25 protein-coding genes are annotated in these 25709 nt (G+C 63.7%); 23 read left to right on the forward strand and 2 right to left on the reverse strand.

Going from position 1 to position 25709, the window contains the following annotated elements:
- Nucleotides 1–32 precede the first annotated feature (32 nt).
- The 16 genes from AAHK20_RS09615 (at nucleotide 33) to cysM (ending at nucleotide 16536) form a co-directional block, all read left to right on the forward strand.
- On the forward strand, nucleotides 33–644 hold the full coding sequence (locus tag AAHK20_RS09615; RefSeq protein WP_449181221.1) for a DUF2059 domain-containing protein: 612 nt from the start codon (nucleotides 33–35) through the stop codon (nucleotides 642–644).
- A gap of 206 nt (nucleotides 645–850) precedes the next feature.
- Nucleotides 851–1933, forward strand: a complete 1083-nt coding sequence (serC, locus tag AAHK20_RS09620; protein ID WP_449181222.1) for a 3-phosphoserine/phosphohydroxythreonine transaminase — start codon at nucleotides 851–853, stop codon at nucleotides 1931–1933.
- Between the two features lie 51 nt (nucleotides 1934–1984).
- A complete protein-coding gene (pheA, locus tag AAHK20_RS09625) occupies nucleotides 1985–3067 on the forward strand; it encodes a prephenate dehydratase (RefSeq protein WP_449181223.1) in 1083 nt (360 codons plus the stop codon).
- Between the two features lie 79 nt (nucleotides 3068–3146).
- Complete coding sequence (gene hisC / locus AAHK20_RS09630) at nucleotides 3147–4259, forward strand: histidinol-phosphate transaminase (RefSeq protein ID WP_449181224.1); 1113 nt, start codon at nucleotides 3147–3149, stop codon at nucleotides 4257–4259.
- Nucleotides 4260–4297: 38 nt separating this feature from the next.
- Nucleotides 4298–5275, forward strand: coding sequence for a prephenate dehydrogenase (locus AAHK20_RS09635; RefSeq protein ID WP_449181225.1), 978 nt, complete (start codon nucleotides 4298–4300; stop codon nucleotides 5273–5275).
- Nucleotides 5276–5286: 11 nt separating this feature from the next.
- A complete protein-coding gene (aroA, locus tag AAHK20_RS09640; RefSeq protein ID WP_449181226.1) occupies nucleotides 5287–6591 on the forward strand; it encodes a 3-phosphoshikimate 1-carboxyvinyltransferase in 1305 nt (434 codons plus the stop codon).
- Nucleotides 6592–6606: 15 nt separating this feature from the next.
- Nucleotides 6607–7293: a (d)CMP kinase gene (gene cmk, locus AAHK20_RS09645; protein ID WP_449181227.1), complete on the forward strand. Its 687-nt coding sequence runs from the start codon at nucleotides 6607–6609 to the stop codon at nucleotides 7291–7293.
- Between the two features lie 141 nt (nucleotides 7294–7434).
- Nucleotides 7435–9165, forward strand: coding sequence for a 30S ribosomal protein S1 (gene rpsA / locus AAHK20_RS09650; protein ID WP_449181228.1), 1731 nt, complete (start codon nucleotides 7435–7437; stop codon nucleotides 9163–9165).
- Between the two features lie 22 nt (nucleotides 9166–9187).
- A complete protein-coding gene (locus tag AAHK20_RS09655) occupies nucleotides 9188–9511 on the forward strand; it encodes an integration host factor subunit beta (protein ID WP_137333375.1) in 324 nt (107 codons plus the stop codon).
- A gap of 268 nt (nucleotides 9512–9779) precedes the next feature.
- Nucleotides 9780–10073: a LapA family protein gene (locus AAHK20_RS09660; protein WP_137333374.1), complete on the forward strand. Its 294-nt coding sequence runs from the start codon at nucleotides 9780–9782 to the stop codon at nucleotides 10071–10073.
- Between the two features lie 64 nt (nucleotides 10074–10137).
- Nucleotides 10138–11313: a lipopolysaccharide assembly protein LapB gene (lapB, locus tag AAHK20_RS09665; RefSeq protein WP_449181229.1), complete on the forward strand. Its 1176-nt coding sequence runs from the start codon at nucleotides 10138–10140 to the stop codon at nucleotides 11311–11313.
- A gap of 138 nt (nucleotides 11314–11451) precedes the next feature.
- Nucleotides 11452–12858 carry a UDP-glucose dehydrogenase family protein gene (locus tag AAHK20_RS09670; RefSeq protein ID WP_449181230.1) on the forward strand — a complete coding sequence of 469 codons (1407 nt, stop codon included), beginning with the start codon at nucleotides 11452–11454 and terminating at the stop codon, nucleotides 12856–12858.
- Nucleotides 12845–13819, forward strand: a complete 975-nt coding sequence (gene rfaE1, locus AAHK20_RS09675) for a D-glycero-beta-D-manno-heptose-7-phosphate kinase (protein ID WP_449181346.1) — start codon at nucleotides 12845–12847, stop codon at nucleotides 13817–13819. The genes AAHK20_RS09670 and rfaE1 overlap by 14 nt, the downstream gene beginning before the upstream one ends.
- A gap of 100 nt (nucleotides 13820–13919) precedes the next feature.
- Nucleotides 13920–14912 (forward strand): ADP-glyceromanno-heptose 6-epimerase, encoded by a 993-nt coding sequence (rfaD, locus tag AAHK20_RS09680; protein ID WP_449181231.1) that lies wholly within the window; start codon nucleotides 13920–13922, stop codon nucleotides 14910–14912.
- Between the two features lie 73 nt (nucleotides 14913–14985).
- A complete protein-coding gene (locus tag AAHK20_RS09685) occupies nucleotides 14986–15348 on the forward strand; it encodes a ComEA family DNA-binding protein (protein WP_449181232.1) in 363 nt (120 codons plus the stop codon).
- Between the two features lie 285 nt (nucleotides 15349–15633).
- Nucleotides 15634–16536 carry a cysteine synthase CysM gene (cysM, locus tag AAHK20_RS09690; protein ID WP_449181233.1) on the forward strand — a complete coding sequence of 301 codons (903 nt, stop codon included), beginning with the start codon at nucleotides 15634–15636 and terminating at the stop codon, nucleotides 16534–16536.
- A gap of 95 nt (nucleotides 16537–16631) precedes the next feature.
- On the opposite strand, the gene mltB is transcribed toward cysM, so the two are convergent.
- Nucleotides 16632–17939: a lytic murein transglycosylase B gene (gene mltB, locus AAHK20_RS09695; RefSeq protein ID WP_449181234.1), complete on the reverse strand. Its 1308-nt coding sequence runs from the start codon at nucleotides 17937–17939 to the stop codon at nucleotides 16632–16634.
- Between the two features lie 259 nt (nucleotides 17940–18198).
- Here mltB and AAHK20_RS09700 point away from each other — a divergent pair, with 259 nt between their 5' ends.
- Entirely contained in the window at nucleotides 18199–19122 is a 924-nt protein-coding gene (locus AAHK20_RS09700) for a histone deacetylase family protein (RefSeq protein WP_449181235.1), read from the forward strand.
- A gap of 33 nt (nucleotides 19123–19155) precedes the next feature.
- The gene (locus tag AAHK20_RS09705; protein WP_449181236.1) at nucleotides 19156–19974 is read left to right on the forward strand and encodes an enoyl-CoA hydratase; all 819 of its coding nucleotides are present in this window, start codon (nucleotides 19156–19158) and stop codon (nucleotides 19972–19974) included.
- 86 nt (nucleotides 19975–20060) lie between these two features.
- Here AAHK20_RS09705 and AAHK20_RS09710 read toward each other — a convergent pair whose 3' ends face one another.
- The gene (locus AAHK20_RS09710) at nucleotides 20061–20906 is read right to left on the reverse strand and encodes an alpha/beta hydrolase (protein WP_449181347.1); all 846 of its coding nucleotides are present in this window, start codon (nucleotides 20904–20906) and stop codon (nucleotides 20061–20063) included.
- A gap of 299 nt (nucleotides 20907–21205) precedes the next feature.
- On the opposite strand from AAHK20_RS09710, the gene AAHK20_RS09715 reads away from it, so the two are divergent.
- The 5 genes from AAHK20_RS09715 (at nucleotide 21206) to AAHK20_RS09735 (ending at nucleotide 25665) form a co-directional block, all read left to right on the forward strand.
- Nucleotides 21206–22240, forward strand: coding sequence for a methionine ABC transporter ATP-binding protein (locus AAHK20_RS09715; protein ID WP_449181237.1), 1035 nt, complete (start codon nucleotides 21206–21208; stop codon nucleotides 22238–22240).
- The gene (locus AAHK20_RS09720; RefSeq protein ID WP_449181238.1) at nucleotides 22230–22883 is read left to right on the forward strand and encodes a methionine ABC transporter permease; all 654 of its coding nucleotides are present in this window, start codon (nucleotides 22230–22232) and stop codon (nucleotides 22881–22883) included. Before AAHK20_RS09715 ends, AAHK20_RS09720 begins: the two co-directional genes overlap by 11 nt.
- Nucleotides 22884–22940: 57 nt before the next feature.
- Complete coding sequence (locus tag AAHK20_RS09725; protein ID WP_449181239.1) at nucleotides 22941–23735, forward strand: MetQ/NlpA family ABC transporter substrate-binding protein; 795 nt, start codon at nucleotides 22941–22943, stop codon at nucleotides 23733–23735.
- A gap of 222 nt (nucleotides 23736–23957) precedes the next feature.
- Entirely contained in the window at nucleotides 23958–24707 is a 750-nt protein-coding gene (locus tag AAHK20_RS09730; RefSeq protein WP_449181240.1) for an electron transfer flavoprotein subunit beta/FixA family protein, read from the forward strand.
- Between the two features lie 22 nt (nucleotides 24708–24729).
- Entirely contained in the window at nucleotides 24730–25665 is a 936-nt protein-coding gene (locus AAHK20_RS09735; RefSeq protein WP_449181241.1) for an electron transfer flavoprotein subunit alpha/FixB family protein, read from the forward strand.
- Nucleotides 25666–25709: the final 44 nt, after the last annotated feature.

The following is a 25709-nucleotide window of genomic DNA, read 5'->3' on the forward strand; positions in this document are numbered from 1 at the left end:
AGCAATTCGACTATTTCTTTTAGGGAGTAATGATGCAACAACGATTCAAGCAATGGATGCTGCTGGCTGCTTTCGTGCCGACCTTCGCGATGGCGCAGGCGCTCCAGAATCAAGCGCCGACCGACACGACGGCAGCGGCACCGGCTGCAGCTCCGGTCGATCCCGCCAAGCAAGCCGCGATCAAGGAGTTGCTTGAGGCCATCGACGCGCAGAAGCTCGTCGGCGCAATTGGCAACAGCGCGCAAATGCAAGCGAAGCAGCTGGTCCCGGCGATCCTGTCGGACGCGCTGTCGGAAAACAAGACGCTGACGGACAAGCAAAAGCAAGCCTCCGTGCCGGCTCTGCAAAAGAACGCGGTGCCGAAGCTGGTTGACTCGGCGGGCCAAGTGTTCGCGACGGATTCGTTCCGCCAAGATGCGATGCAAGCTCAGTACGACGCGTACGCGAAGTACTACAGCACGCAGGAAATCAAGGACCTGACGACGTTCTACAAGAGCCCGACCGGCCGCAAGTTCATCCAAGTGCAAGACCAAGTGGGTCGCGATGTCGTGAACGGCTTGATGCAAAAGTACATGCCGCAATCGATCAAGGCGACGCGCGACCAGGCCGACAAGGAAGTCGCTGCGGTCAAGCCGGGCAAGTAATGAGCCGGTCGCAAGATCTGCCGAGGGCTCTTTAGCGGGCCCATCGTGGCGGATCGGCCGGGCCGGCACGGCGCCTTGGTTTGGCGGCTGACCGGTGACGGTGCGATAATGGCCGTTTGCGCGAGAGCGCAGACGGCCATTTTCTATTTAGGCGCGGTTTTTCGGACTTTCCTTTTGCCGCTGCGCCTTCTTTCGGGGTTCCCACGATGCGCGTCTTTAACTTCTCCGCCGGACCTGCGGCGCTGCCTGAAGAGGTGCTGCGCCAAGCTGCCGACGAGATGCTCGATTGGCGCGGCAGCGGCATGAGCGTGATGGAGATGAGCCATCGCGGCAAGGAATTCATCTCGATTCACGAAGAAGCGCTCGCCGACTTGCGCGAACTGCTCGACGTGCCGGCCAGCCACCGCATTCTGTTCCTGCAGGGTGGTGGGCTCGGGGAGAATGCGATCGTACCGATGAACATGCTCGGCGCGAAAAAGACCGCTGATTTTGTCCTGACGGGCTCGTGGTCGCAGAAGACCTTCAAGGAAGCGCACAAGTATTGCGCGCCGCACCTGGCCGCAAGCGGCCAGACCGCCGACGGCTTCACGCGCTCGCCGGCTCGCGCCGAATGGCAGCTGTCCGACGATCCTGCCTACGTGCACCTGTGCACGAACGAGACGATTCACGGCGTCGAAACCTTCGACATTCCCGATCTCGGCGACATCCCGCTCGTGGCGGACGTCTCGTCGCACATCCTGTCGCGCCCGCTCGATGTCGCGAAGTTCGGCGCCATTTACGGCGGCGCGCAGAAGAACATCGGCATGGCGGGTGTCACCGTGGTGATCGTGCGCGAGGACCTGCTCGACCGGGCGCTGCCGATCTGCCCATCGGCTTTCGAGTGGAAGACCGTCGCCGAGAACAACTCGATGTACAACACGCCGCCCACCTACGCGATCTACATCGCGGGCCTGGTGTTCAAGTGGTTGAAAAAGCTGGGCGGCTTGAAGGCGATCGAAGCGCGCAACATCGAGAAATCGAAGCTGCTGTACAACGCGATCGATTCGAGCGCTTTCTATGTCAACAAGGTTGAACGCGCGTCGCGTTCGCGGATGAACGTGCCGTTCTTCCTCGCGGACGAGTCGCGCAACGAAGATTTCCTCGCCGGCGCGAAGGCGCGCGGGCTGTTGCAGCTGAAGGGCCACAAGTCCGTCGGCGGAATGCGGGCGTCGATTTACAACGCGGTGCCGCTCGAAGGCGTCAAGGCGCTGGTCGAGTACATGAAGGAATTCGAACAGCGCCAGGCCTGATCGCTTCGATCTGACCAGCGGCGCGCTTACTTTCATACGGCCGTACTACGCATGGACGACGAACTCAATACCAAGCTCAAACCGCTGCGCGATCGCATTGACGCGATCGACGCACAGCTGATCGCGCTGCTCAATCAGCGCGCGGCGATCGCCCTTGAAGTGGGCGAGGTCAAGAAGCATTACAACGCCCCGGTGTTCCGGCCCGAACGCGAGCAGCAGGTCATCGCGCGCTTGCAGGACATGAGCGACGGGCCGCTCGCGGGCGATCACATCAGCGCGATCTGGCGCGAGATCATGGCCGCGAGCCGGGCGCTCGAGCAGCAGGTGCGGGCCGCTTTTCTGGGGCCGGTCGGCACCTATAGCGAGCAGGCCATGTACGAATACTTCGGTCATGCGATCGAAGGTATCGCGTGCCCGTCGATCGACGAAGTGTTTCGCTCGGTCGAGGCGGGCTCCGCCGAATTCGGCGTCGTGCCGGTCGAGAATTCGAGCGAAGGCGCGGTGTCGCGCACGCTCGATCTGCTGCTGCAGACGCAACTCGTGATCGGCGGCGAGCTCGCGTTGCCGATTCATCACAATCTGCTGACGCAGAGCGGCGGTCTCACGGGCGTGACGCGCGTCTGCGCGCATGCGCAGGCGCTCGCGCAATGTCAGCGCTGGCTCTCGACCAATGCGCCGCATCTGGAGCGCCAGGCGGTGTCGAGCAATGCGGAAGCCGCGCGCCTGGCAGCGGCGGACCCGAGTGTCGCCGCGATCGCCGGCGATCGCGCGGCTGCGCACTACGGCTTGCAGGTGGCGTATGGGCTGATCCAGGACGATCCGCACAACCGCACGCGCTTCGTGATGATCGGCAAGAATCCGGCGGGCGTCAGCGGGCGCGATCAGACTTCGCTGATCGTGTCCGTGAAGAACGAACCCGGCGCGGTGTTCAAGCTGCTCGAGCCGCTCGCGCGGCACGGCGTCTCGATGACGCGCTTCGAGTCGCGTCCGGCGCGCGTTGGCACGTGGGAGTACTACTTCTATATCGATGTCGAAGGGCATCGCGAAGATGCGCCGGTCGCCGCCGCGCTCGCCGAGTTGGAAAAGAAGGCCGCGTTCCTGAAGATTCTGGGCTCGTATCCGCGCGCGCGCTGAAGCGCCGCTTCTGGCTGCTTCCCGCTGCTTCGTGCGGGCCCCATCGCTTACGACCAGCAAGTCCGATCTGGAGACATACATGACGACGCAATACGGCCCTTCCTATGTGCGCGCGATCGCGCCTTACGTCGCCGGCAAGCCGATTTCGGAAGTTGCCCGCGAGTTCGGCCTCGACGAAGCGCACATCGTGAAGCTGGCATCGAACGAAAATCCGCTCGGCATGCCGGAGTCCGCCAAGGCTGCGATGGCGCAGGCCGCCGCCGATCTCGGCCGCTATCCGGATGCGAACGCGTTCGAGCTGAAGGCCGCACTGAGCGAGCACTACGGGGTGCCGGCCGATTGGATCACGCTCGGCAACGGCAGCAACGACATTCTTGAACTGGCCGCGCATGCGCTCGTCGAGAAGAGTCAGTCGATCGTCTACGCGCAATACTCGTTCGCCGTGTATGCACTCGCGACGCAAGGCATCGGTGCGCGTGCGATCGTCGTGCCCGCCGTGAAGCATGGGCACGATCTCGACGCAATGCTGAAGGCGATCGATGCCGACACGCGTCTCATGTTCGTCGCCAATCCGAACAACCCGACCGGCACCTTCATCGAAGGCCCGGCGCTCGAAGCGTTCCTCGAGAAGGTGCCGAAGAACGTGGTCGTGGTGCTCGACGAGGCGTACACCGAGTATCTCGCCGCGGACAAGCGCTACGACTCGATCGCCTGGACGCGCCGCTTTCCGAACCTGCTCGTATCGCGCACGTTCTCGAAGGCGTTCGGTCTCGCGGGATTGCGCGTCGGTTTCGCGATCGCCCAGCCGGAGCTGACCGATTTGCTGAACCGCTTGCGCCAGCCGTTCAACGTGAACACGCTCGCGCAAGCCGCGGCGATCGCGGCGCTGAACGACCGCGCGTTCCTCGAAAAGAGCGCGGCGCTCAACGCGGCGGGCTATCGTCGGCTGACCGAGGCGTTCGATAAGCTCGATCTCGAATTCGTGCCGTCGTACGGCAACTTCGTGCTGGTGCGCGTCGGTAATGACGACGGCGCCGGTGCGCGTGTGAATCTGGCGCTCTTGAAGCAGGGCGTGATCGTGCGGCCGGTCGGCAACTATGGCTTGCCGCAGTGGTTGCGCGTGACGATCGGCTTGCCGGAAGAAAACGAGGTGTTCATCGCCGCGCTCGAAAAGGCGCTCGCGCCTGCCTGACCGGCAGGCCGGGCGGTTGGTTTTCATTCCGCGCGCGCGTGCTTGGGCTCGTCGCGCGCTTTTTTAGTCTGTTCGTCGTGACCGCGTTCTCATTCAACAAACTGGTGATTTTCGGTGTCGGGCTGATCGGCGGATCGCTCGCGCGCGCGTTGCGTGAGCGCCAGCCGGAGCAGGCGGGGCAACGCGGCACGGTGATCGGCGTCGGCCGCTCGGCGTCGTCGGTCGAGCGGGCGCGCGAGCTGGGCGTCATCGACGGTTTTGCCGCGCTCGGCGACGACACGCAATTGCGCGACGCGCTGACCGGCGCCGATATTGTTCTGCTTGCGGCGCCGGTCGCGCAGACGCAGCCGCTGCTGACACGAATCGCGCCGTTTCTCGACGATGCGACCATCGTGACCGACGCGGGCAGCACCAAGTCCGATGTCGTCGCCGCCGCGCGCGCGGCGCTCGGGGCCCGCATCAACCAGTTCGTGCCGGGCCATCCGATCGCCGGACGCGAATCGAGCGGTGTCGAGGCGGCGCTTCCCGATCTGTACGTCGGGCGCAATGTCGTGCTGTGCCCGTTGCCCGAAAATTCGCCTGCCGACGTCGCGCGCGTCGAGGCGATGTGGCTCGCGGCCGGCGCCGTGGTCCGGCAGATGAGCGTGGAGCAGCACGATCGCGTCCTGGCATCGGTGAGCCATTTGCCGCACGTGCTGTCGTTTGCGCTCGTCGAGCAGATTCTCGAAGCGCCGGACGCCGATCTGAAGTTTTCGTTTGCCGCCGGCGGCTTCCGCGATTTCACGCGGATCGCCGCGTCGAGCCCGGAAATGTGGCGCGACATCTGCGTCGCCAACCGCGCAGCGTTGCTTGAAGAACTCGACGCCTACACGGCCGTGCTCGCGCGCTTGCGCGCGGCGATCGAAGCCGGCGACGGCGCGGCGCTCGAAGCCGCATTCGCGCGTTCGCGCAAGGCCCGCACTGAATGGCAGGAGCGCGGCGGCAAGGCCGCTGCCGGCGCCAGCCCCTCGAAATAACAGGACTGACCATGGAATATCTCGACCTCGGACCGTTCTCCCGCGCGTCCGGCACTGTCCGGCTACCCGGCTCGAAGAGCATCTCGAACCGCGTGCTGTTGCTCGCGGCGCTCGCGGAAGGCGAAACGACGATCACGAACCTGCTCGACTCGGACGACACGCGCGTCATGCTCGACGCGCTCGAAAAGCTCGGAGTGCAATTCAAGCGCGATGGCGACGTGTGCGTCGTGACGGGCACGCGCGGCGCGTTCGTCGCGCAAAAGGCCGATCTGTTCCTGGGCAATGCGGGTACGGCGATTCGTCCGCTGACTGCCGCGCTGGCCGTCAACGGCGGCGAATACCGCGTGCACGGCGTGCCGCGCATGCATGAGCGGCCGATCGGCGACCTCGTCGACGGGCTTCGTCAGATCGGCGCGAAGATCGACTACGAGCTGAACGAGGGCTACCCGCCGCTCAAGATCCACGCGGCGCCGGTCTCGGTCGATGCGCCGATCCGCGTGCGCGGCGACGTATCGAGCCAGTTCCTGACCGCGCTCCTGATGACGCTGCCGCTCGTGCGTTCGCAAAGCGGCTCGATCGTGATCGAGGTCGAAGGCGAGCTGATCTCGAAGCCGTACATCCAGATCACGATCAAGCTGATGGAACGCTTCGGCTTGACCGTCGAGCGTGAAGGCTGGCAACGCTTCACCGTGCCGGCCGGCGTGCGCTACCAGTCGCCGGGCACGATCATGGTCGAAGGCGATGCGTCGTCGGCGTCGTATTTCCTCGCGGCGGGCGCATTGGGCGGCGGGCCGATCCGCGTCGAGGGCGTGGGGCGCGCGAGCATCCAGGGCGACGTGGGCTTTGCGACCGCGCTAATGAAGATGGGCGCGAACGTGACAATGGGCGACGACTGGATCGAAGTGCGCGGCGTCGGTCACGACCACGGCAAGCTCGAAGCAATCGACATGGACTTCAATCTGATTCCGGATGCAGCCATGACGATCGCGGTCGCCGCGTTGTTCGCCGACGGCACGACAACGCTGCGCAACATCGCGAGCTGGCGCGTGAAGGAGACCGACCGCATCGCCGCGATGGCGACCGAACTGCGCAAGGTTGGCGCGACGATCGAAGAGGGCGCCGACTACCTGGTCGTGACGCCTCCGGCCCAGCTCACTCCGAACGCCGCCATCGACACCTACGACGACCACCGCATGGCGATGTGCTTCTCGCTCGTCGCGCTGGGTGGCGTGCCTGTGCGGATCAACGATCCGAAGTGCGTCGGCAAGACCTTCCCCGATTATTTCGAGCGCTTCAAAACGCTCGCCGCGACCTGACCGACGTTTTTATCGATGAAATCGACTCGCCCCTTTCACCAGACGCCCGTCATCACGATCGACGGCCCGACCGCCTCCGGCAAGGGCACGGTCGCCACGCTGCTCGCTGCCCATTTGGGCTTTCACCTGCTCGATAGCGGGGCGCTGTACCGGCTGGCGGCGCTGGCGAGCGTGCACTACAACGTGCCACCCGACGCGCCGGACGAGCTGGCGAAATTGGTCGGCGATCTGCATATCACGTTCCGCGAAGGCCTGGCGCAGCTCGACGGCGTCGACGTTTCGACCGAAATTCGCGCTGAGGCGATCGGCAACCGGGCATCGGCCATCGCCGTGCACGCGCCGGTGAGAGCCGCTCTGGTGGCGCGTCAGCGGGCGTTCCGCAAGGAGCCGGGGCTGGTGGCGGACGGCCGCGACATGGGTACCGTGATCTTCCCCGATGCGGGGCTGAAGGTGTTCCTGACGGCCAGCGTCGAGGCCCGTGCCGCGAGACGGCATAAGCAATTGATCCAAAAAGGATTTTCTGCTAACATAGATGACTTGCTTCGGGATTTGCGTGAACGCGACGAGCGCGACAGTCAGCGCGCGGCCGCGCCGCTCAAGCCTGCGGCAGATGCGAAGCTGCTGGATACCTCGGCTCTCTCGATCGACCAGGCGGTCGAACAAGTGGTGCAGTGGTACCAGGCGCTTCAACCGCGCGCGTGATCGGTATAGGTCGCGCGCCGCGGCTTGCAGTAGGTGTTCCGCGATTGGCGCGGGGCGTGTTTTAACCCTTAACCCCGTATGGCTTTCGCTGTAGCGCCGCAGTTCCCGGTCCTAATCGCCGGGCAGGCAATGCGAAAAACCATGCAAACTTCGATTTTTATGTCCGACCTGCAAACTTCCACCCCGAATACCGAATCCTTTGCGGCTCTGTTCGAAGAGTCGCTGACCAAGCAAGACATGCGCGCCGGCGAAGTGATTTCCGCCGAAGTCGTGCGCGTCGACCACAACTTCGTGGTCGTCAACGCTGGTCTCAAGTCCGAAGCCTACATCCCGCTCGAAGAGTTCCTGAATGACGCGGGCGAGGTAGAAGTGCAGGCGGGCGACTTCGTTTCCGTCGCGATCGACGCGCTGGAAAACGGCTACGGCGACACCATCCTGTCGCGCGACAAGGCGAAGCGTCTGGCTTCGTGGCTGTCGCTGGAAAAGGCCCTCGACAACAACGAACTCGTGACCGGCACGATCACGGGCAAGGTCAAGGGCGGCATGACCGTCATGGTCAACGGCATCCGCGCATTCCTGCCGGGTTCGCTCGTCGACACGCGTCCGGTCAAGGATACGACCCCGTACGAAGGCAAGACCCTCGAATTCCGCGTCATCAAGCTCGACCGCAAGCGTAACAACGTCGTGCTGTCGCGCCGCGCCGTGATCGAAGCGACCCAAGGCGAAGAGCGCGCGAAGCTGCTCGAGACGCTCAAGGAAGGCGCGATCGTCGAAGGCGTGGTCAAGAACATCACCGACTACGGCGCGTTCGTTGACCTCGGCGGCATCGACGGCCTGCTGCACATCACCGACATCGCATGGCGCCGCGTGCGTCACCCGAGCGAAGTCCTGTCGGTCGGCCAAGAAGTCACCGCCAAGATCCTCAAGTTCGACCAAGAGAAGAACCGCGTTTCGCTCGGCATCAAGCAACTGGGCGACGATCCGTGGGAAGGCATCTCGCGCCGTTACCCGTCGGGCACGCGCCTGTTCGGTAAGGTCACGAACATCACCGACTACGGCGCGTTCGTCGAAGTCGAATCGGGCATCGAAGGCCTGGTCCACGTGTCGGAAATGGACTGGACTAACAAGAACGTCGCACCGTCGAAGGTTGTCCAGCTGGGCGACGAAGTCGAAGTCATGGTTCTCGAAATCGACGAAGACCGCCGCCGTATCAGCCTCGGCATGAAGCAGTGCAAGCCGAATCCGTGGGATGACTTCAGCCGCAACTTCAAGAAGGGCGACAAGCTGCAAGGCGCGATCAAGTCGATCACCGACTTCGGCGTGTTCATCGGCCTGCCCGGCGGCATCGACGGTCTGGTTCACCTGTCGGACCTGTCGTGGAGCGAAACCGGCGAAGAAGCCGTCCGCAAGTACAAGAAGGGCGACGAAGTGGAAGCGGTCGTGCTCGGCATCGACGTCGAGAAGGAACGCATTTCGCTGGGTATCAAGCAGCTCGAAGGCGACCCGTTCAGCAACTTCGTTGCAATGAACGACAAGGGTTCGATCGTCGACGGCGTGATCAAGACGGTGGACGCGAAGGGCGCTGTGGTTGCGCTGTCCGCTGAAGTCGAAGGCTACCTGCGTGCTTCGGAAATCGCGCAAGACCGCGTGGAAGATGCTCGCAACGTGCTGAAGGAAGGCGACAAGGTCAATGCGATGATCATCAACATCGATCGCAAGTCGCGTGGCATCAACCTGTCGATCAAGGCGAAGGATTCGGCCGAGCAACAAGAAGCCATCCGCGGCCTGCAAGCCGACACGAGCTCTGCCGCCACCGGCACGACGAACCTCGGCGCGCTGCTGAAGGCCAAGCTCGACGGTCAGAACCAGTAAGCCTTAAGAGGTCTGCCGCAGTATGACCAAATCGGAATTGGTCGCCCAGCTGGCAACGCGATTTCCGCAACTTGTCCTCAAGGATGCGGATTTCGCGGTGAAGACGATGCTCGATGCGATGTCGGAGGCACTGGCCAATGGCCATCGCATCGAAATTCGTGGCTTTGGCAGCTTCGGCCTGAACCGGCGTCCGTCCCGTGTCGGGCGCAATCCGAAGTCCGGTGAAAAAGTGCTGGTGCCTGAAAAGCATGTGCCGCACTTCAAGCCTGGCAAGGAATTGCGCGAGCGAGTGGATGGTCGTGCGGGCGAGCCGATGAAAGCCGAAGAGCCCGACGACGATCTGTGATTTCCGCGGATAGCCGTCGATGGCTCTAGCCGGACCGGCAAAGACCAAAAAAAGCGCCTTCGGGCGCTTTTTTTTCACCCGTCGAAGACGCGGCGTGCAGAACGCGGTTTGCGAGCACCCATTTGGCCGATGTCACACCGCGCATTGCCGGTTTCGCCCGCCGCGTAAGGCTTCCTTTACAATACGGGTCACTTTTGCGCGGCAGCAAAGCGGCGTGATGCGCCGCCAAGCCCGTGTGGATAACGCAACCGCAGTCTAGAGAGCCTTTATGAGATTTATCGTCTGGTTGATCCGTGTGCTGGTGTTCGTGCTGCTGCTCGTGCTTGCGCTCGCCAACACGCAATCTGCAACGCTGAATTTCCTGGCCGGCTATGCGTGGCAGGCGCCGCTCATCCTGATTGGACTCGCTTTTTTTGGTGTCGGCTTGCTTGCCGGGCTCATCTCCTCATTTCCGGCGATGATCCGCTTGCGGCTCGAAAACGGGCGCCTGAAGCGCGATCTGCGCGTCGCGCGCGAAACGCCCCCGGTCGTCGAAGAGCCGCCGCTGCCGCCGCTGATCTGAACCGCCTTTGTGCCGCGCGCCACCCGGTGCGCGGATTTTGTGTTTCGCATTTCCGATCATTCGCATGGATCTCGATTTCTGGTGGCTGCTCATCATCCCGGTCGCATTCGCCTTCGGCTGGATCGCGGCTCGCTATGACCTGAAGACGCTGCTTTCCGAAAGCTCCAATCTTCCTCGCTCGTATTTCCGCGGCCTCAACTTCCTGCTGAACGAACAGCCCGATCAGGCGATCGACGCGTTCATCGAAGTCGTCAAGCTTGATCCCGAAACGATCGAATTGCATTTCGCGCTCGGCAATCTGTTCCGGCGTCGCGGCGAGACGGACCGTGCGATCCGCGTGCATCAAAACCTGCTCGGCCGCGCCGATCTGCCGGTCAGCGAGCGGGACCACGCGCTTTTCGAGCTCGGACAGGATTTTCTGAAGGCCGGCTTGCTGGACCGCGCCGAAGAGACGTTCGGCAGGCTCGAGTCCGGCGACTACGCGCTCGGTGCGCAGCGCGCGCTGCTGACCATTTACGAAATCGAGAAGGACTGGAACAAGTCGATCGAGACCGCAGGGCGGCTCGAAACGATGGGTGCGGAGCCGCTCGACAAGGAAATCGCGCATTTCCATTGCGAGCTCGCGCAGGAGGCGCTGCAACAGAAGAAGCCGGCCGAGGCGGCCGAGCAGCTCGAGCTCGCGCTGAAAGCGAATCCGCAGAATGTGCGCGCGACGATCCTCGCCGGCGACGTGAAGGCGGCAGGCGGCGATCACGCCGGGGCGATCGCCGAATGGCAGCGTGTCGAGGAGCAGAATGCGTCTTATCTGCCGCTCGTCGCCGAGAAGTTGATGAAGGCGTACGCCGCGCTGGGCCGCGCCGCGGAAGGGGCGGATCTGCTGACGAGCTACGTCGACCGCTATCCGTCAAACGACTTGCTCGACGTCGCCTATCAACACGTAGCCGACCTGCGGGGCAGCGAAGCCGCGCATACGCTTGCCCGTACGCAGATGCAGAAGTCGCCGAATCTGGCCGGCATGACGCGCTTGCTCGAAGCGCAGATCGCGGCGGCCGATGACCAGCGGCGCAGCGAGCTGGAGCTGATGCGCACACTGATCAAGCAGCGCACCAAAAATCTGCCACGGTACACGTGTCAGAATTGCGGTTTCCGGGCGCGCCTGTTCTATTGGCAGTGCCCGGGATGCAGCGGCTGGGAAACCTATGCGCCGCGCCGCGTCGAGCCGATTGCGGCATCAAATTGAGATCGCCGCCCCGTCGCGCCCCCGTGGTGCGTCACGGCGGGCGATTCGACCGAAGTAGAAGCGGCTGTAGGAACGCTGCCATTGATCGGCGGCACACCGGCAGCCAGTTAACGACCGGGATCAACCACCAGAACGCGTATGAAAATCACCATCATCGGCACAGGTTACGTTGGCCTCGTCACAGGCGCGTGTCTCGCTGAAATCGGCCATGACGTCTTTTGCCTCGACGTCGATCCGCGCAAGATCGAAATCCTCAACAACGGCGGCGTGCCGATCCACGAGCCGGGCTTGCTCGAGATCATTACGCGTACTCGCGCGGCCGGCCGCATCACGTTCTCGACCGATGTCAAGGCGAGCGTCGCGCACGGCGAAATCCAGTTCATCGCAGTCGGCACGCCGCCCGATGAAGACGGATCCGCCGATCTGCAATACGTGCTCGAAGCGGCGCGCAACATCGGCCGCTATTCGAACGGCTTCAAGGTGATCGTCGACAAGTCGACGGTGCCCGTCGGCACGGCGCAGAAGGTGAGCGCCGTCGTGGAAGCGGAACTCGCGGCGCGTGGCTTGTCGGGTAGCGCGCAGCACCGGTTCTCGGTCGTGTCGAACCCCGAATTCCTGAAAGAAGGCGCGGCGGTCGAAGACTGCATGCGGCCTGATCGCATCGTGATCGGCATCGACGACGACGAAGCCGGACAGCTCGCGCGCGAGAAGATGAAGCGGCTCTACATGCCGTTCAACCGCAATCACGAGCGCACGCTCTACATGGACGTGCGCTCTGCCGAGTTCACGAAGTACGCGGCCAACGCGATGCTCGCCACGCGCATCTCGTTCATGAACGAGATGTCGAATCTGGCTGACCGCGTCGGCGCCGATATTGAGGCGGTGCGTCGTGGCATCGGCTCCGATCCGCGCATCGGCTATCACTTCCTGTATGCCGGCGTCGGCTACGGCGGCTCGTGCTTTCCGAAGGACGTGCAGGCGCTGATCCGCACTGGCGGCGAGAACGAGCAGCAGCTGCGCATTCTCGAAGCGGTCGAAGAGGTGAACCACGAGCAGAAAGCAGTGCTCGTGCGCAAGATCACGTCGACGCTCGGCGAAGACCTGACGGGCCGCACCTTTGCCGTCTGGGGCCTCGCATTCAAGCCGAACACCGACGACATGCGCGAAGCCCCTAGCCGCCGCCTGATTGCGGCGCTGCTCGCGCGCGGCGCGAGCGTGCGCGCGTACGACCCGGTCGCGCTGCACGAAGCGCGCCGCGTGTTCGCGCTGGACCTGCACGACGTTCCCGAGCAGCTCGCGCGGCTGCACTTCACGAACACCCAGGACGAAACGCTCTCCGGCGCCGATGCACTCGTGATCGTGACCGAATGGAAGGAGTTCAGGAGCCCGGACTTCAATCACATGAAGTCGGTGCTCAAGTCGCCTGTCATCTTCGACGGCCGCAACCTGTATGAACCCGATGCGATGGCCGAACTCGGCATCGACTATTACGCAATCGGACGTCCCCGTGTCGAACTCACCGCTGAAGCCAATGCACGCGCCTGAATCCAACGTCTCGCTCGTGCCTGAAGCGGGTGTCGTGCCGCGTGCGCGTCTTGCCGCGGCGCGGGTTTTGGTGGTCGGCGATGTGATGCTCGACCGCTACTGGTTCGGCGACGTGAACCGGATTTCGCCGGAAGCGCCGGTGCCGGTCGTCCATGTGCAGAAGCAGGAGGATCGCCTGGGCGGTGCGGCGAACGTCGCGCGCAACGCGGCTGCGCTGGGCGCGCAGGCTGGACTCCTGTGCGTGGTCGGGCACGATGAGCCCGGTGAGCGAATCGTCGAGTTGCTCAAGGACAGCGGTGTCGTGCCGCACCTCGAGCGCGATCCCGATCTGCTGACCACCATCAAGCTGCGCGTGCTGTCGCGCCAGCAGCAACTGCTGCGCGTGGACTTCGAGAACACGCCCGCGCACGAAGCGCTGCTCGCCGGTCTTGCGCGTTTCGACGACCAGTTGTCGAAACACGACGTGATCCTGCTGTCCGACTACGCGAAGGGCGGCCTCACGCACGTGACAAAAATGATCGCGAAGGCGCGTGCATCAGGCAAACCTGTGCTCGTCGATCCGAAAGGCGATGACTGGGAACGCTATCGCGGCGCGACGCTGATTACGCCGAATCGCGCCGAGCTGCGCGAGGTGGTCGGTCAGTGGAAGTCGGAGGACGATCTGCTCGCGCGCGTGACGGCGCTGCGCACCTCGCTCGACATCGACGCGTTGCTGCTCACGCGCTCGGAGGAGGGCATGTCGCTCTTCACAGCCGACGGCAGCGTGCACCACGCTCCGGCCGTGGCACGTGAAGTGTATGATGTGTCGGGCGCGGGAGACACCGTGATCGCGACGCTCGCCGTCATGCTGGGCGCGGGTTTGCCGCTCATCGAAGCGGTCTCGCTCGCGAATCGCGCGGCCGGCATCGTCGTCGGCAAGCTCGGCACGGCCACCGTCGACTACGACGAACTCTTTCCATGATTCGAATCCGCGCGGGGCATGCCGCGTTGAGCGTATTGCCGCGCGGCGCACTTCGGCTCGGCGCACATTCCCGCCATTCACCTCATATCGCAGGACGACCATGACCATCATCGTCACCGGCGCCGCCGGCTTTATCGGCGCCAATCTCGTCAAGGCGCTCAACGATCGCGGCGAAACACGCATCGTCGCCGTCGACAACCTGACGCGCGCGGACAAATTCAAGAACCTCGTCGACTGCGAGATCGACGACTATCTCGACAAGACCGAATTCGTCGAGCGTTTCGCGCGCGGCGATTTCGGCAAGGTGCGTGCGGTGTTCCATGAAGGTGCGTGCTCGGACACGATGGAGCACAACGGCCGCTACATGATGGACAACAACTTCCGCTACAGCCGTGCGGTGCTCGACGCGTGTCTCGCGCAGGGCGCGCAGTTCCTGTACGCGTCGTCGGCGGCGATCTACGGCGGGTCGAGCCGCTTCGTGGAAGACCGCGAGGTGGAAGCGCCGCTCAACGTCTACGGCTATTCGAAGTTCCTGTTCGACCAGATCATCCGCCGTGTACTGCCGCAAGCGAAGAGCCAGATCGCGGGCTTTCGCTATTTCAACGTCTACGGCGAGCGTGAGACGCACAAGGGGCGCATGGCGTCGGTGGCGTTCCACAACTTCAACCAATTCCGCGGCGAGGGCAAGGTCAAGCTCTTCGGCGAGTACAACGGCTATGCGGCGGGCGAGCAGACGCGCGATTTCGTGTCGGTCGAGGACGTCGTGAAAGTCAACCTGTTCTTCTTCGATCATCCGGAGAAGTCGGGCATCTTCAATCTCGGCACAGGCCGCGCGCAACCGTTCAACGATATCGCGACGTCGGTCGTCAACACGCTGCGCGCGCTCGACAACCAGCCGGCGCTTTCGCTCGCCGAGCAGGTGCAGCGCGGGCTCATCGAATACGTGCCGTTCCCCGATGCGCTGCGCGGCAAGTACCAGTGCTACACGCAGGCCGATCTCACGCGCCTGCGCGCGGCCGGCTACGACGCGCCGTTCCTGACGGTGCAGGAAGGCGTCGATCGCTACGTGCGTTGGCTGTTCGGCCAGGTGTAAATCGTTCGGACACCTCTTTAGACTGGGGTCTCCCGGTCGGCGATCGTTGCCGGCCTCTTTCACGGAGACCCCTATGTTCAAGACATTTCTCGCCAAGTTTTTCGCCGCGGCAGCGTTCGTTGCCGTGTTCAGTCACGCCTTCGCCGCTGTCGACGTCAACACCGCCAACGAGGACGCGCTGCGCGGCATCAAGGGCATTGGCCCCGCGAAGGCCAAGGCGATTCTCGACGAACGCACGGCACATGGCCCATTCAAGGACGCGTCGGATCTTTCGAAGCGCGTCAAGGGCCTCGGCGGCCATACGGTCGAAAAGCTGCAAGGCGAGGGGCTCGCGATCGGGCCTGCCAAGACCGATGCCGCCAGCGCCCAGGCCAAGGCGGCGCCCGCGGCAACAGGTGCGCAGAAGAACGGCGCCGCGGTGGTCGTAAAGAAATAACCGCAGCGATATAGACATTGCTTGTCTCCTTCAGCCGTCTTGCAGATGACTGGCTGCCCCGCGGTCTTCCCCTCCCGCGGGTTTTTTGCGTGAACAGGCCCTAGGCCGGGCCTCGCTCCCTATGCCCGATAGGGTCGCTCAGCGGGTCGATTCCGCGTGCATTACAATCGATAGATCCCTGGCATCGCTTACACCAAACCGCAGGGCCGCCGCAGGTTGCTCTGTTTCTCACGGGACAGTCGCGAAGCGGCAGGCCGGATGCTCTTCCCTCATCACGCAACGCTCATGGCTTACAAGACTATTGAAGACACGATCGGCAATACGCCTCTCGTGCAACTCGTCCGCCTGCCGGACGACGAAATCATCAGCCGGAACAATGTGATTCTCGGCAAGCTGGAAGGCAACAACCCGGCGGGCTCGGTGAAGGACCGGCCGGCGCTGTCGATGATCAAGAAAGCCGAAGCGCGCGGCCGTATCAAACCGGGCGATACGCTGATCGAGGCGACGAGCGGTAATACCGGCATCGCGCTCGCGATGGCCGCGGCGATCCGCGGATACAAGATGGTGCTGATCATGCCGGAGGATCTGTCGGTGGAGCGCCGTCAAAGCATGGCCGCCTACGGCGCGGAAATCATGCTCACGCCCGTGAAGGGCGGCATGGAGTACGCGCGCGATCTCGCGGATCAGATGCAGCGCGACGGCAAGGGCATCATCCTAGATCAGTTCGCGAACCCCGACAATCCGCTTGCCCACTATGAGGCGACAGGTCCCGAAATCTGGCGCGACACCGAAGGCCGCATCACGCACTTCGTGTCGGCGATGGGCACGACGGGCACGATCATGGGCGTGTCCCAATACCTGAAAGAGCAGAACAGCGCGATCGAGATCATCGGCGCGCAGCCCGAAGAGGGCTCGCGCATTCCAGGCATTCGCAAATGGCCGGAAGCGTATATGCCGAAGATCTTCGATCGAAGCCGAGTCGATCGAACCGAGAACGTCTCGCAAGCGGCGTCTGAAGCGATGGCCCGTCGCTTGGCGGCCGTCGAGGGCATCTTCTGCGGGATTTCGTCGGCTGGCGCTTGTGAAGTGGCGATGCGTGTTGCGCGGCAGGTCGAGAACGCGACGATCGTGTTCGTGGTCTGCGACCGCGGGGACCGGTATCTGTCGACCGGTGTCTTTCCTGCCTGATCAGCGGGAGATCAACCGAAAAAAAAAGCGCCGTATATCGGCGCTTTTTTTCATTGTTGCTAGCCGCTCGGCGGCGGCTTGATCGTGCGATTACGTCATTGCGATGCGGGGCTCGGCACGCCCGCGCCGCCTGAGCCAGGAGCGACCGTGCCTGAACCGCCCGCGTCGGCCGCACCCGCGCCGGTAGCACCTGGGCCGGCCGCACCTGAGCCGGCCGCATTGAAATCCTCCACGGCCATCCGCGCCTTCACTCCTTCGCCAAGCTGATACACGGCAAGCGCGTAAAAGAAGCTGCGGTTATAGCGCGTCAGCACGTAGAAATTCTTGAGGCCAAGTACGTACTCGGTCGGCAGCCCGGGGCTCGGCAGATCGACGATCGTCACCGGCGTGCCGCCTTCGGTCGCCATGTCGAGACCGGGTTCGTCAAGCAGCATCCCCGCGCGCAACAGTTGCGAAAGCGGCCAATGCGGTTCCGGCTGGCCGTCGGCGGCTGCTTGCGCAATACCCAGGGTGCCCGGGTCCTGCGCGATCTTCCAGACCACCGGCCGGCCGTTTTCCCAGCCGTTTTCCTTCAGATAGTTCGCAACGCTGCCGATCGCATCGGCCTGGCTCGAGCGCAAGTCGATGTGCTTGTCGCCTTCATAGTCGACCGCATACTGCATGATGCTGCTCGGCAGGAACTGCGGAATGCCGATTGCGCCAGTATAGGAGCCGAGCACCGTGGTCGGATCGATCTGCGTATCGCGCGTCCAGACCAGATAGTCTTCGAGATTCTTGCGGAACGTCGCCATCCGGTCTGCGCGGTTGGGCGTATTCGGATAGTCGAACGTGAGCGTCGTCAGCGCATCGAGCACGCGGAAGTTGCCCATGTAGCGGCCGTAGATCGTCTCGACGCCGATGATGCCGACGATGGTCTCCGGTGGCACGCCGAACTCTTCATACGCGCGCTGCAGCGTCGCCCGGTTCTGCTTCCAGAAGCGCACGCCCGCGTTGATGCGCACGGGGTCCAGGAAGCGCGACTGATAGACCTTCCAGTTCTTGATCGATGGCGACGGTGACGGCGTCACGAGCTTCACCGCGGTCGCCGAATAGTTCACGCTAGCGAAGAGCGTATGAAGCGTTGCCGGGTCGAAATCGTAGCGCGCGACCATGTCGTTGATGAACGCATCGACGTTCGGATTGTTCGCGTAGCGCTGCGGGATGATCTCTTCTTCGAACGTCTGGCCCGTGGGCGCCGGCTGTTGCGGCTGACCTTGCGCGAGGACGGGGGGGCGCTTGGCGGGCGCGGTTTGCGCCGCCGCCGTCGAGCTGCCGAAGGAGATGCCGAGCGAGAGAGAGACTGCGATTGCCACGGTAGTGGCGCGAAGCCGGTTTCCTGCGGACGGAGCAACTTGGACGGTCATGGCGGACAAAACAGACGAGAGAGGGCGGTGCAAAAAGGACTCGGCGCAGTATAACCGACGCTCCCGGCCAAACCGCCGTTCGATCCGATCAATGCGGCAAAGCATGCCGCACGCGGGCGGGGCCCGAGTTCGGGGATCGATTCGATGTGGTAACGTAGTCTGATCAACTCCCGGCGCAACGCGCTTTGCGCCCAGACCGAACATACCGAAGGAGACCTGCCGCGCGCCGTCCGATGCCGCGCGGCAGAAGCGAATCACTATGGCGACAGGCTTTTATTCGCACGCCGATTGTCTGCTGCATGAGATGGGACAGTGGCATCCGGAATGCCCGGCGCGCCTCCAGGCGATCGAGGATCAGCTCATCGCGAGCCGTATCGATCCGCTAATCGAGCGCGAGTCGGCGCCTCTCGCCGAGATGTCCGCGCTGGCGCGCGTGCACACGCAAGCCCATATCGACTTCATCAAGAGCCAGTCGCCGACCGAAGGCTACGCGCAGATCGATCCCGACACCTCGATGAATCCGCATACCTGGCAGGCGGCGTTGCGCTCGGCGGGTGCGGCGGTCGCGGCGACCGACGCTGTGATCGCGGGCCGCTACGACAACGCGTTTTGCAGCGTGCGTCCGCCGGGGCATCACGCCGAGCCCGCGCGCGCGATGGGCTTTTGCTTCTTCAACAATGTCGCGATCGCCGCGCGTCACGCGCTGGAAGTGCACGGGCTCGCGCGCGTGGCGATCGTCGATTTCGACGTCCACCACGGCAACGGCACCGAAGCGGCGTTCGCCGGCGACGAGCGCGTGCTGATGTGCAGCTTCTTCCAGCACCCGTTCTATCCGTACAGCGGCGCGGAAAATGCGGCGCCGAACATGGTCAACGTGCCGGTGGCCGCGCGCACCAAGGGCATGGCGATCCGCGAGCTGGTGGACATGATGTGGCTGCCGCGGCTCCACGAATTCAAGCCGGAAATGATCTTCGTGTCGGCGGGCTTCGACGCGCATCGCGAGGACGATCTCGGCAACATGGGCCTCGTCGAAGACGACTACGCGTGGATGACCGAGCAGATCCGCGATATCGCCAAGCGCTACGCGGGCGGCCGCATCGTCAGTTGTCTGGAGGGCGGCTATAACTTGTCGGCGCTTGGACGCAGCGTCGTCGCGCACGTGCGCGTGCTCGCGGAGCTATGACGTCGGCGTCCCGGCATTCCTGCAGGAGTGGTCATGGACTCGAACGCTTCACTTCAGTCTGAGCAAGCCGGAGCGGATTTGCTCGAAATCGAGCGCGACGCGTATGGCGTGCGCGGCGTCGTGCGCGTCACGCTGAATCGGCCCGATGCGTTCAATGCGCTATCGGAGGCGCTGCTCGACGAGCTGCACAAGACGCTGACGGCGATTGCGCAATCGGAGGCGCGCGTCGTCGTGATCGGCGGGGCGGGACGCGCGTTTTGCGCGGGACACGACTTGAAGGAAATGCGCGCGGCGCCGTCGCTCGATTACTACAAGACGTTGTTCGCGCGCTGTACGCGATTGATGATGACGATCCAGCACATGCCGCAGCCGGTGATCGCGCGCGTGCATGGCCTGGCGACGGCGGCCGGGTGCCAGCTCGTCGCGATGTGCGATCTCGCGGTCGCCGCCGATGTCGCGAAATTTGCGGTGTCGGGCGTCAATCTCGGCCTCTTCTGCGCGACGCCGAGCGTGCCGCTGTCGCGCAATTTGTCGCGCAAGGCCGCGCTCGAAATGCTGCTGACCGGCGATTTCATCGATGCGACCAAGGCGCGTCAGCTTGGGCTCGTCAATCGCGTCGCGCCGCTCGATGCGATCGACAAGGAAATCGCCGAGCTGGCGTCGAGCATCTGCGCGAAACCGGTGGAAGCGGTGAGCGCCGGCAAGGCGCTGTTTTACCGGCAGCTCGAGATGGGTGTCGAAGCGGCGTACCAGCTTGCGGGCCAGACGATGGCCTGCAACATGATGGAGGAATCGGCGCTCGAGGGCGTGCAGGCGTTCATTGAGAAGCGCGCGCCGAACTGGCCGCGCTGAAGGTGCCGAAGACGCTCAGAGCGTGACCGCTTCACGTCCCGCCCGAGCCGTGCCGGGCGGCGCGCGCTAGACGAACCCATTGCGCCTCAGACGTGCGTATCGATCCAGTCAATCAATGCCCCGATGACGTGCTCGCGGTCGAGATCGTTCATCGTCTCGTGGTAGCTGCCTTCGTAAAGCGTCAGCGTGCGGTCGACCGAGCCGACATGCGCAGCGAAATCACGGCTGCCGTCGGGCTCGGTGAGCTTGTCCACCGTTCCATGAAAGACGAGCACGGGGACCGAGAGTGTCGAGCGGCATTTCTCGATACGCGTCATCGCCTCGAGTATTTCCGCACCGGTGCGCGCCGGAACTGACCCGTGATGCACGAGCGTATCGGCGCGATTGGCCGCGACGACGGCCGGGTCGCGCGCGAGCAGGGCGGCGTCGATCTTCATCGCCGGAAAGCGCGGCCAGACGCGGCTCATGAAACGGCTCGCGGCGATCATCCAGCGCGGCACGTCGCGGCCCGGGGCGAGCGCGGGGCTCGACAGGATCAAACCCGTAAGCGCACGCCCGTCCGGCCGCTGACGCTCGAGCGCGTGCAGCGCGGCAATCGTGCCGCCCATGCTGTGCCCCATCAGGAAGAACGGCGTGTGCTCGCGTGCGGCCAGTTCGACGAGCGCGTCCGCATCGAGCAGATAGCGATCGAAGCGTTCGACCCAGGCGCGCTCGCCCGGCGAGCGGCCGTGTCCGCGCAGATCGACCGCCACGACTTCGATTCCCGCGGCGTTGAGGCAGGCGGCCAGCGCCTGATAGCGGCCCGCATGCTCGGCGAGCCCATGGACCAGCGCGACGGTCGCGCGCGGCTTGCCGCCGGAGGGCCAGCGGTAGGTCACGAGGTCGATGCCATCGTGGGTGACGACGGTGTCGATGAGCGGCGGGCGCGTCATCTTCGGTATCGGCTCCTTGGTTCGGACAGATAGGTTCGTCGCCATCGTCGCATTGTCTCCATGCTGTTTTTGCCGGGTTCGGTCCGCTCGATCATAGACGCAGTCGTCCGTCGGTCATAAATGCGCGCGAGCGTTACCGACCTCTAATTCCATTTCGTTATTAAGCGTTCGACATCAATTGGTAGGTCCCCATTACGCGATGCTGTAAAATCGGCCACCTAATTCAAAAGAGCAACGGCGGGCAACTGTTGATACAGCGGAGACACGCGCGTCAACAGCCATCCGCCGTTTTCGTTTTCATGATCGAAATACGCAACTTATCGCAGCGCTTCGAGAGCCCACGGGGCTGGGTCGAAGCGCTGCACAACGTCAATTTGACGATTCCGGCGGGGGAAGTTTTCGGCATTATCGGGCGCAGCGGGGCGGGCAAGAGCACGCTCGTGCGCACGATCAATCTGCTGACGCGGCCGACCGAAGGCAATGTCGTCGTCGGCGGACGGGACCTGACGGCGTTGTCCGCGCCCGAGCTGCGCGAAGCGCGCCGCGAGATCGGGATGATCTTCCAGCATTTCAACCTCTTGAGTTCGCGCACGGTGTTCGACAACGTCGCGCTGCCGCTCGAGCTTGCGGGCATGAAGCGCGCCGAGATCGAAGCGGCTGTGCTGCCGCTGCTCGATCTCGTCGGGTTGTCCGCGCAAAAAGACCGCTATCCGTCGCAGATCAGCGGCGGGCAGAAGCAGCGCGTCGGCATTGCGCGCGCGCTCGCGAGCAAGCCGAAGGTGCTGCTCTCCGACGAAGCGACCTCCGCGCTCGATCCCGAAACCACGCGCGCGATTCTGGATTTGCTCAAGCGCATCAATCGCGAACTCGGGCTCACGATCGTATTGATCACGCACCAGATGGAAGTCATCAAGCAGGTGTGCGACCGCGTCGCGGTGCTCGACGCAGGGCGTGTCGTCGAGTCGGGCAAGGTCATCGACGTCTTCCTGCAGCCGCATCACGAAGTGACGCGCGCGATGATCGGCGACGTGATCGCACAGGAACTGCCGCCCGCGATGAAGGCGCGCGTCGCAGAGCGCCTGAAGACGGGCAGCGGCCATCTGCTGCGGCTCGCGTTCACCGGCTCGGGCGTCGACCAGCCGATTCTCTCGGAGACGATCCGCCGCTACGAGCTGGACTTCAACATCCTGCACGGCCAGATCGACGAGATACAGGGGCAGGCGTTTGGTTCGCTCGCGGTGCTGGCGGGCGGCGAGCCCGCAAAGGTTGCTGACGCGATGGCGTACCTGCGTACTCAAGGCGTCGTCGTGGAGGAGCTGTCGTATGTTGAGTGAAATGTTCGATATGTTCGTTCAGTCGTTCTGGGAGACGCTCATCATGGTGGGCATCTCGGGCGCGGTCGGCGCGCTGATCGGGCTGCCGCTCGGCGTGCTGCTGTATCTGACCGACCGCCAAGGCGTGCTGCAGAACGTCGCCGTGAATCGCGTCATCGGGACGATCGTCAATGCCGTGCGCTCGACGCCGTTCATCATCCTGCTCGTGCTCGTGATTCCGTTCACGCGGCTCATCGTGGGGTCGTCGATCGGCACCGCTGCGGCGGTCGTGCCGCTCACGCTCGCCTCGGCGCCGTTCATCGCGCGGCTCGTCGAGACGGCGCTGCGCGAAGTCGACCGCGGTCTCATCGAGGCCGCGCAGGCGATGGGCGCCACGACGGGGCAGATCGTCTTCAAGGTGCTGCTGCCGGAAGCGCTGCCGGGCGTGGTCGCGGGGCTCACGATCACGTTCGTGTCGCTGGTCGGCTATTCGGCGATGGCCGGTGCGATCGGCGGCGGCGGGCTCGGCGACCTCGGCATCCGCTACGGATATCAGCGTTACGAGCCGACGGTGATGTGGGTGGTCGTCGCAATCCTGATCGTGTTCGTGCAACTCGCGCAATCGTTCGGCGATTGGCTGGTGCGGCGCTTGAGCCACAGGTGATAGTCACGCGCGGCGGACCTTGAGTCGGCCGCTTAACACGCTACAACAAGGCGGATCATGCAACGTCGTTTCATTCTCAAGCTCGTGGCTGTGTTCGGGGCCGCGTCGATTTTCAGCGCAGCAGCCCATGCCGACGACACGATCAAAGTCGGCGTCACTGGCGGTCCGCACGCCCAAGTGATGGAGGTCGTGAAGCAAGTCGCCGCGAAGAACGGCTTGAACATCAAGATCGTCGAGTTCGCCGACTACGTGCAGCCGAACGCCGCGCTCGCCTCCGGCGACCTCGACGCGAACAGCTATCAGCACGACCCGTATCTGCAGGCGCAGGTGAAGGATCGCGGCTACAAGATCATCCGCGTCGCGGACACGGTCACCTTCCCGATGGGCATCTATTCGAAGAAGATCAAGTCGCTCGGCGACTTGAAGACGGGCGCGCGCATCGCGGTGCCGAACGATCCGACCAACGGCGGTCGCGCGCTGTTGCTGCTGCAGAAGCAAGGCATCTTGAAGCTGCGCGCGAACGTGGGGCTGAAGGCGACGCCGCTCGACATCGTCGAGAACCCGAAGAAGCTGAAGATCGTCGAACTCGACGCCGCGCAGATTCCGCGCTCGCTCGACGACGTCGACGCCGCGGCGATCAACACGAACTATGCGATGGAAGCGGGTTTGAAGCCAAAGCAGGACGCGATCGCGATCGAAGATCCGAAAGGGCCCTACGTGAACATCCTGGCGATTCGTGAGGCGGACAAGAACAAGCCGTGGGTCGCGAAGCTCATCGCGGCCTATCACTCGCCGGAAGTGAAGCAGTACATCGAGGCGAAATACGGCGGCGCGGTGGTTGCGGCGTGGTGATCGCGCCGATTTAGGGCATGAACCCGAGCGTTTAGAGTGGGTTATCGAAAACCCGGACTTGGCGTCCGGGTTTTTTTGCGATTAAAATAGCACGACCGTTCGTTAATTCCGGTGCGCAGCCCGGAGCGAAATACTCGATACATGCAACCTGGTTCGGCTGGCGCGTTAGCTATCGCTATAATGGCCGCTGGGTTGACGTATTCGTAACTTTGGAGCGTGTGCATGAAAATCTTGGTGCCAGTCAAGCGCGTAGTCGACTACAACGTGAAGGTCCGTGTGAAGTCGGACAACACGGGTGTGGACATCGCGAATGTGAAGATGTCGATGAATCCGTTCGACGAAATCGCGGTGGAAGAGGCGGTGCGCCTGAAGGAAGCGGGCGTGGCGACGGAAGTGATCGCGGTGTCGGCGGGCGTCGCGCAATGTCAGGAAACGCTGCGCACGGCGCTGGCGATCGGCGCGGACCGCGCGATCCTGATCGAATCGAACGAAGACCTGCAGCCGCTGGCTGTGGCGAAGCTGCTCAAGGCGGTGGTCGATAAGGAGCAGCCGCAGCTGGTGATCCTCGGCAAGCAAGCGATCGACGACGACAGCAACCAGACCGGCCAGATGCTCGCCGCGCTGGCGAACCTGCCGCAAGCGACGTTTGCCTCGAAGGTCGTCGTCGCCGACGGTAAAGCCACGGTGACGCGTGAAGTCGACGGCGGTGCGGAAACGCTGTCGTTGAAGCTCCCCGCAGTGGTGACCACGGATCTGCGCTTGAACGAGCCGCGCTACGTGACGCTGCCGAACATCATGAAGGCGAAGAAGAAGCCGCTCGAAACGTTGAAGCCCGAAGACCTTGGGGTGGACGTCGCGTCGCGCCTGAAAACGCTGAAAGTCACGGAGCCGCCCAAGCGCAGCGCCGGCGTGATGGTGCCGGACGTGAAGACGCTGGTCGAGAAGCTGAAGACCGAAGCCAAGGTACTGTAAGACGGACGCGGAGACGATAGAGATGACGATTCTGGTTATTGCCGAACACGACAATGCGTCGATCAAGGGCGCGACGCTGAACACGGTCGCGGCCGCACAGAAAATTGGCGGCGACATTCACCTGCTGGTGGCGGGCCACAACGCGCAAGCTGCGGCGGACGCTGCTTCGAAGATCGCGGGTGTCAGCAAAGTGCTGCTGGCCGACGCGCCGCAACTGGCCGAGGGCCTGGCGGAAAACGTCGAAGCGACGGTGCTGAACATCGCGAAGGACTACTCGCACATCCTGGCGCCGGCGACGGCCTACGGCAAGAACATCGCGCCGCGCGTGGCAGCGAAGCTCGACGTGGCGCAGATCAGCGAAATCACCGCAGTTGATTCGGCCGACACGTTCGAGCGCCCGATCTATGCGGGCAATGCGATCGCGATCGTGCAATCGAGCGATCCGGTCAAGGTGATCACGGTGCGTGCGACAGGTTTTGACGCCGTCGCAGCGGAAGGCGGCAGCGCCGCGGTTGAGAAGATCGAAGCCGCAGCCGACTCAGGCGTTTCGCAGTTCGTGAACCGTGAAGTGATGAAGCTGGACCGTCCGGAACTGACTAGTGCGAACATCGTGGTGTCGGGCGGCCGTGGCTTGGGCAGCGGCGAGAACTACACGAAGGTGCTCGAGCCGCTGGCGGACAAGCTGAACGCGGCGCTGGGCGCCTCGCGCGCGGCGGTCGACGCGGGTTACGTGCCGAACGACTACCAAGTGGGCCAGACGGGCAAGATCGTCGCACCGCAGCTGTACGTGGCGGTCGGCATCTCGGGCGCGATCCAGCACTTGGCCGGCATGAAGGACTCGAAGGTGATCGTCGCGATCAACAAGGACCCGGAAGCACCGATTTTCAGCGTCGCCGATTACGGCCTCGTTGGCGATCTGTTCACGCTCGTGCCGGAACTGGTCAGCGAACTCGGCTGATCGAGGTCAAAGCCGCTCCCGGCGGCGTCCGGCAATATTAAAAA

It is taken from the genome of Trinickia camelliae, from assembly GCF_053525655.1.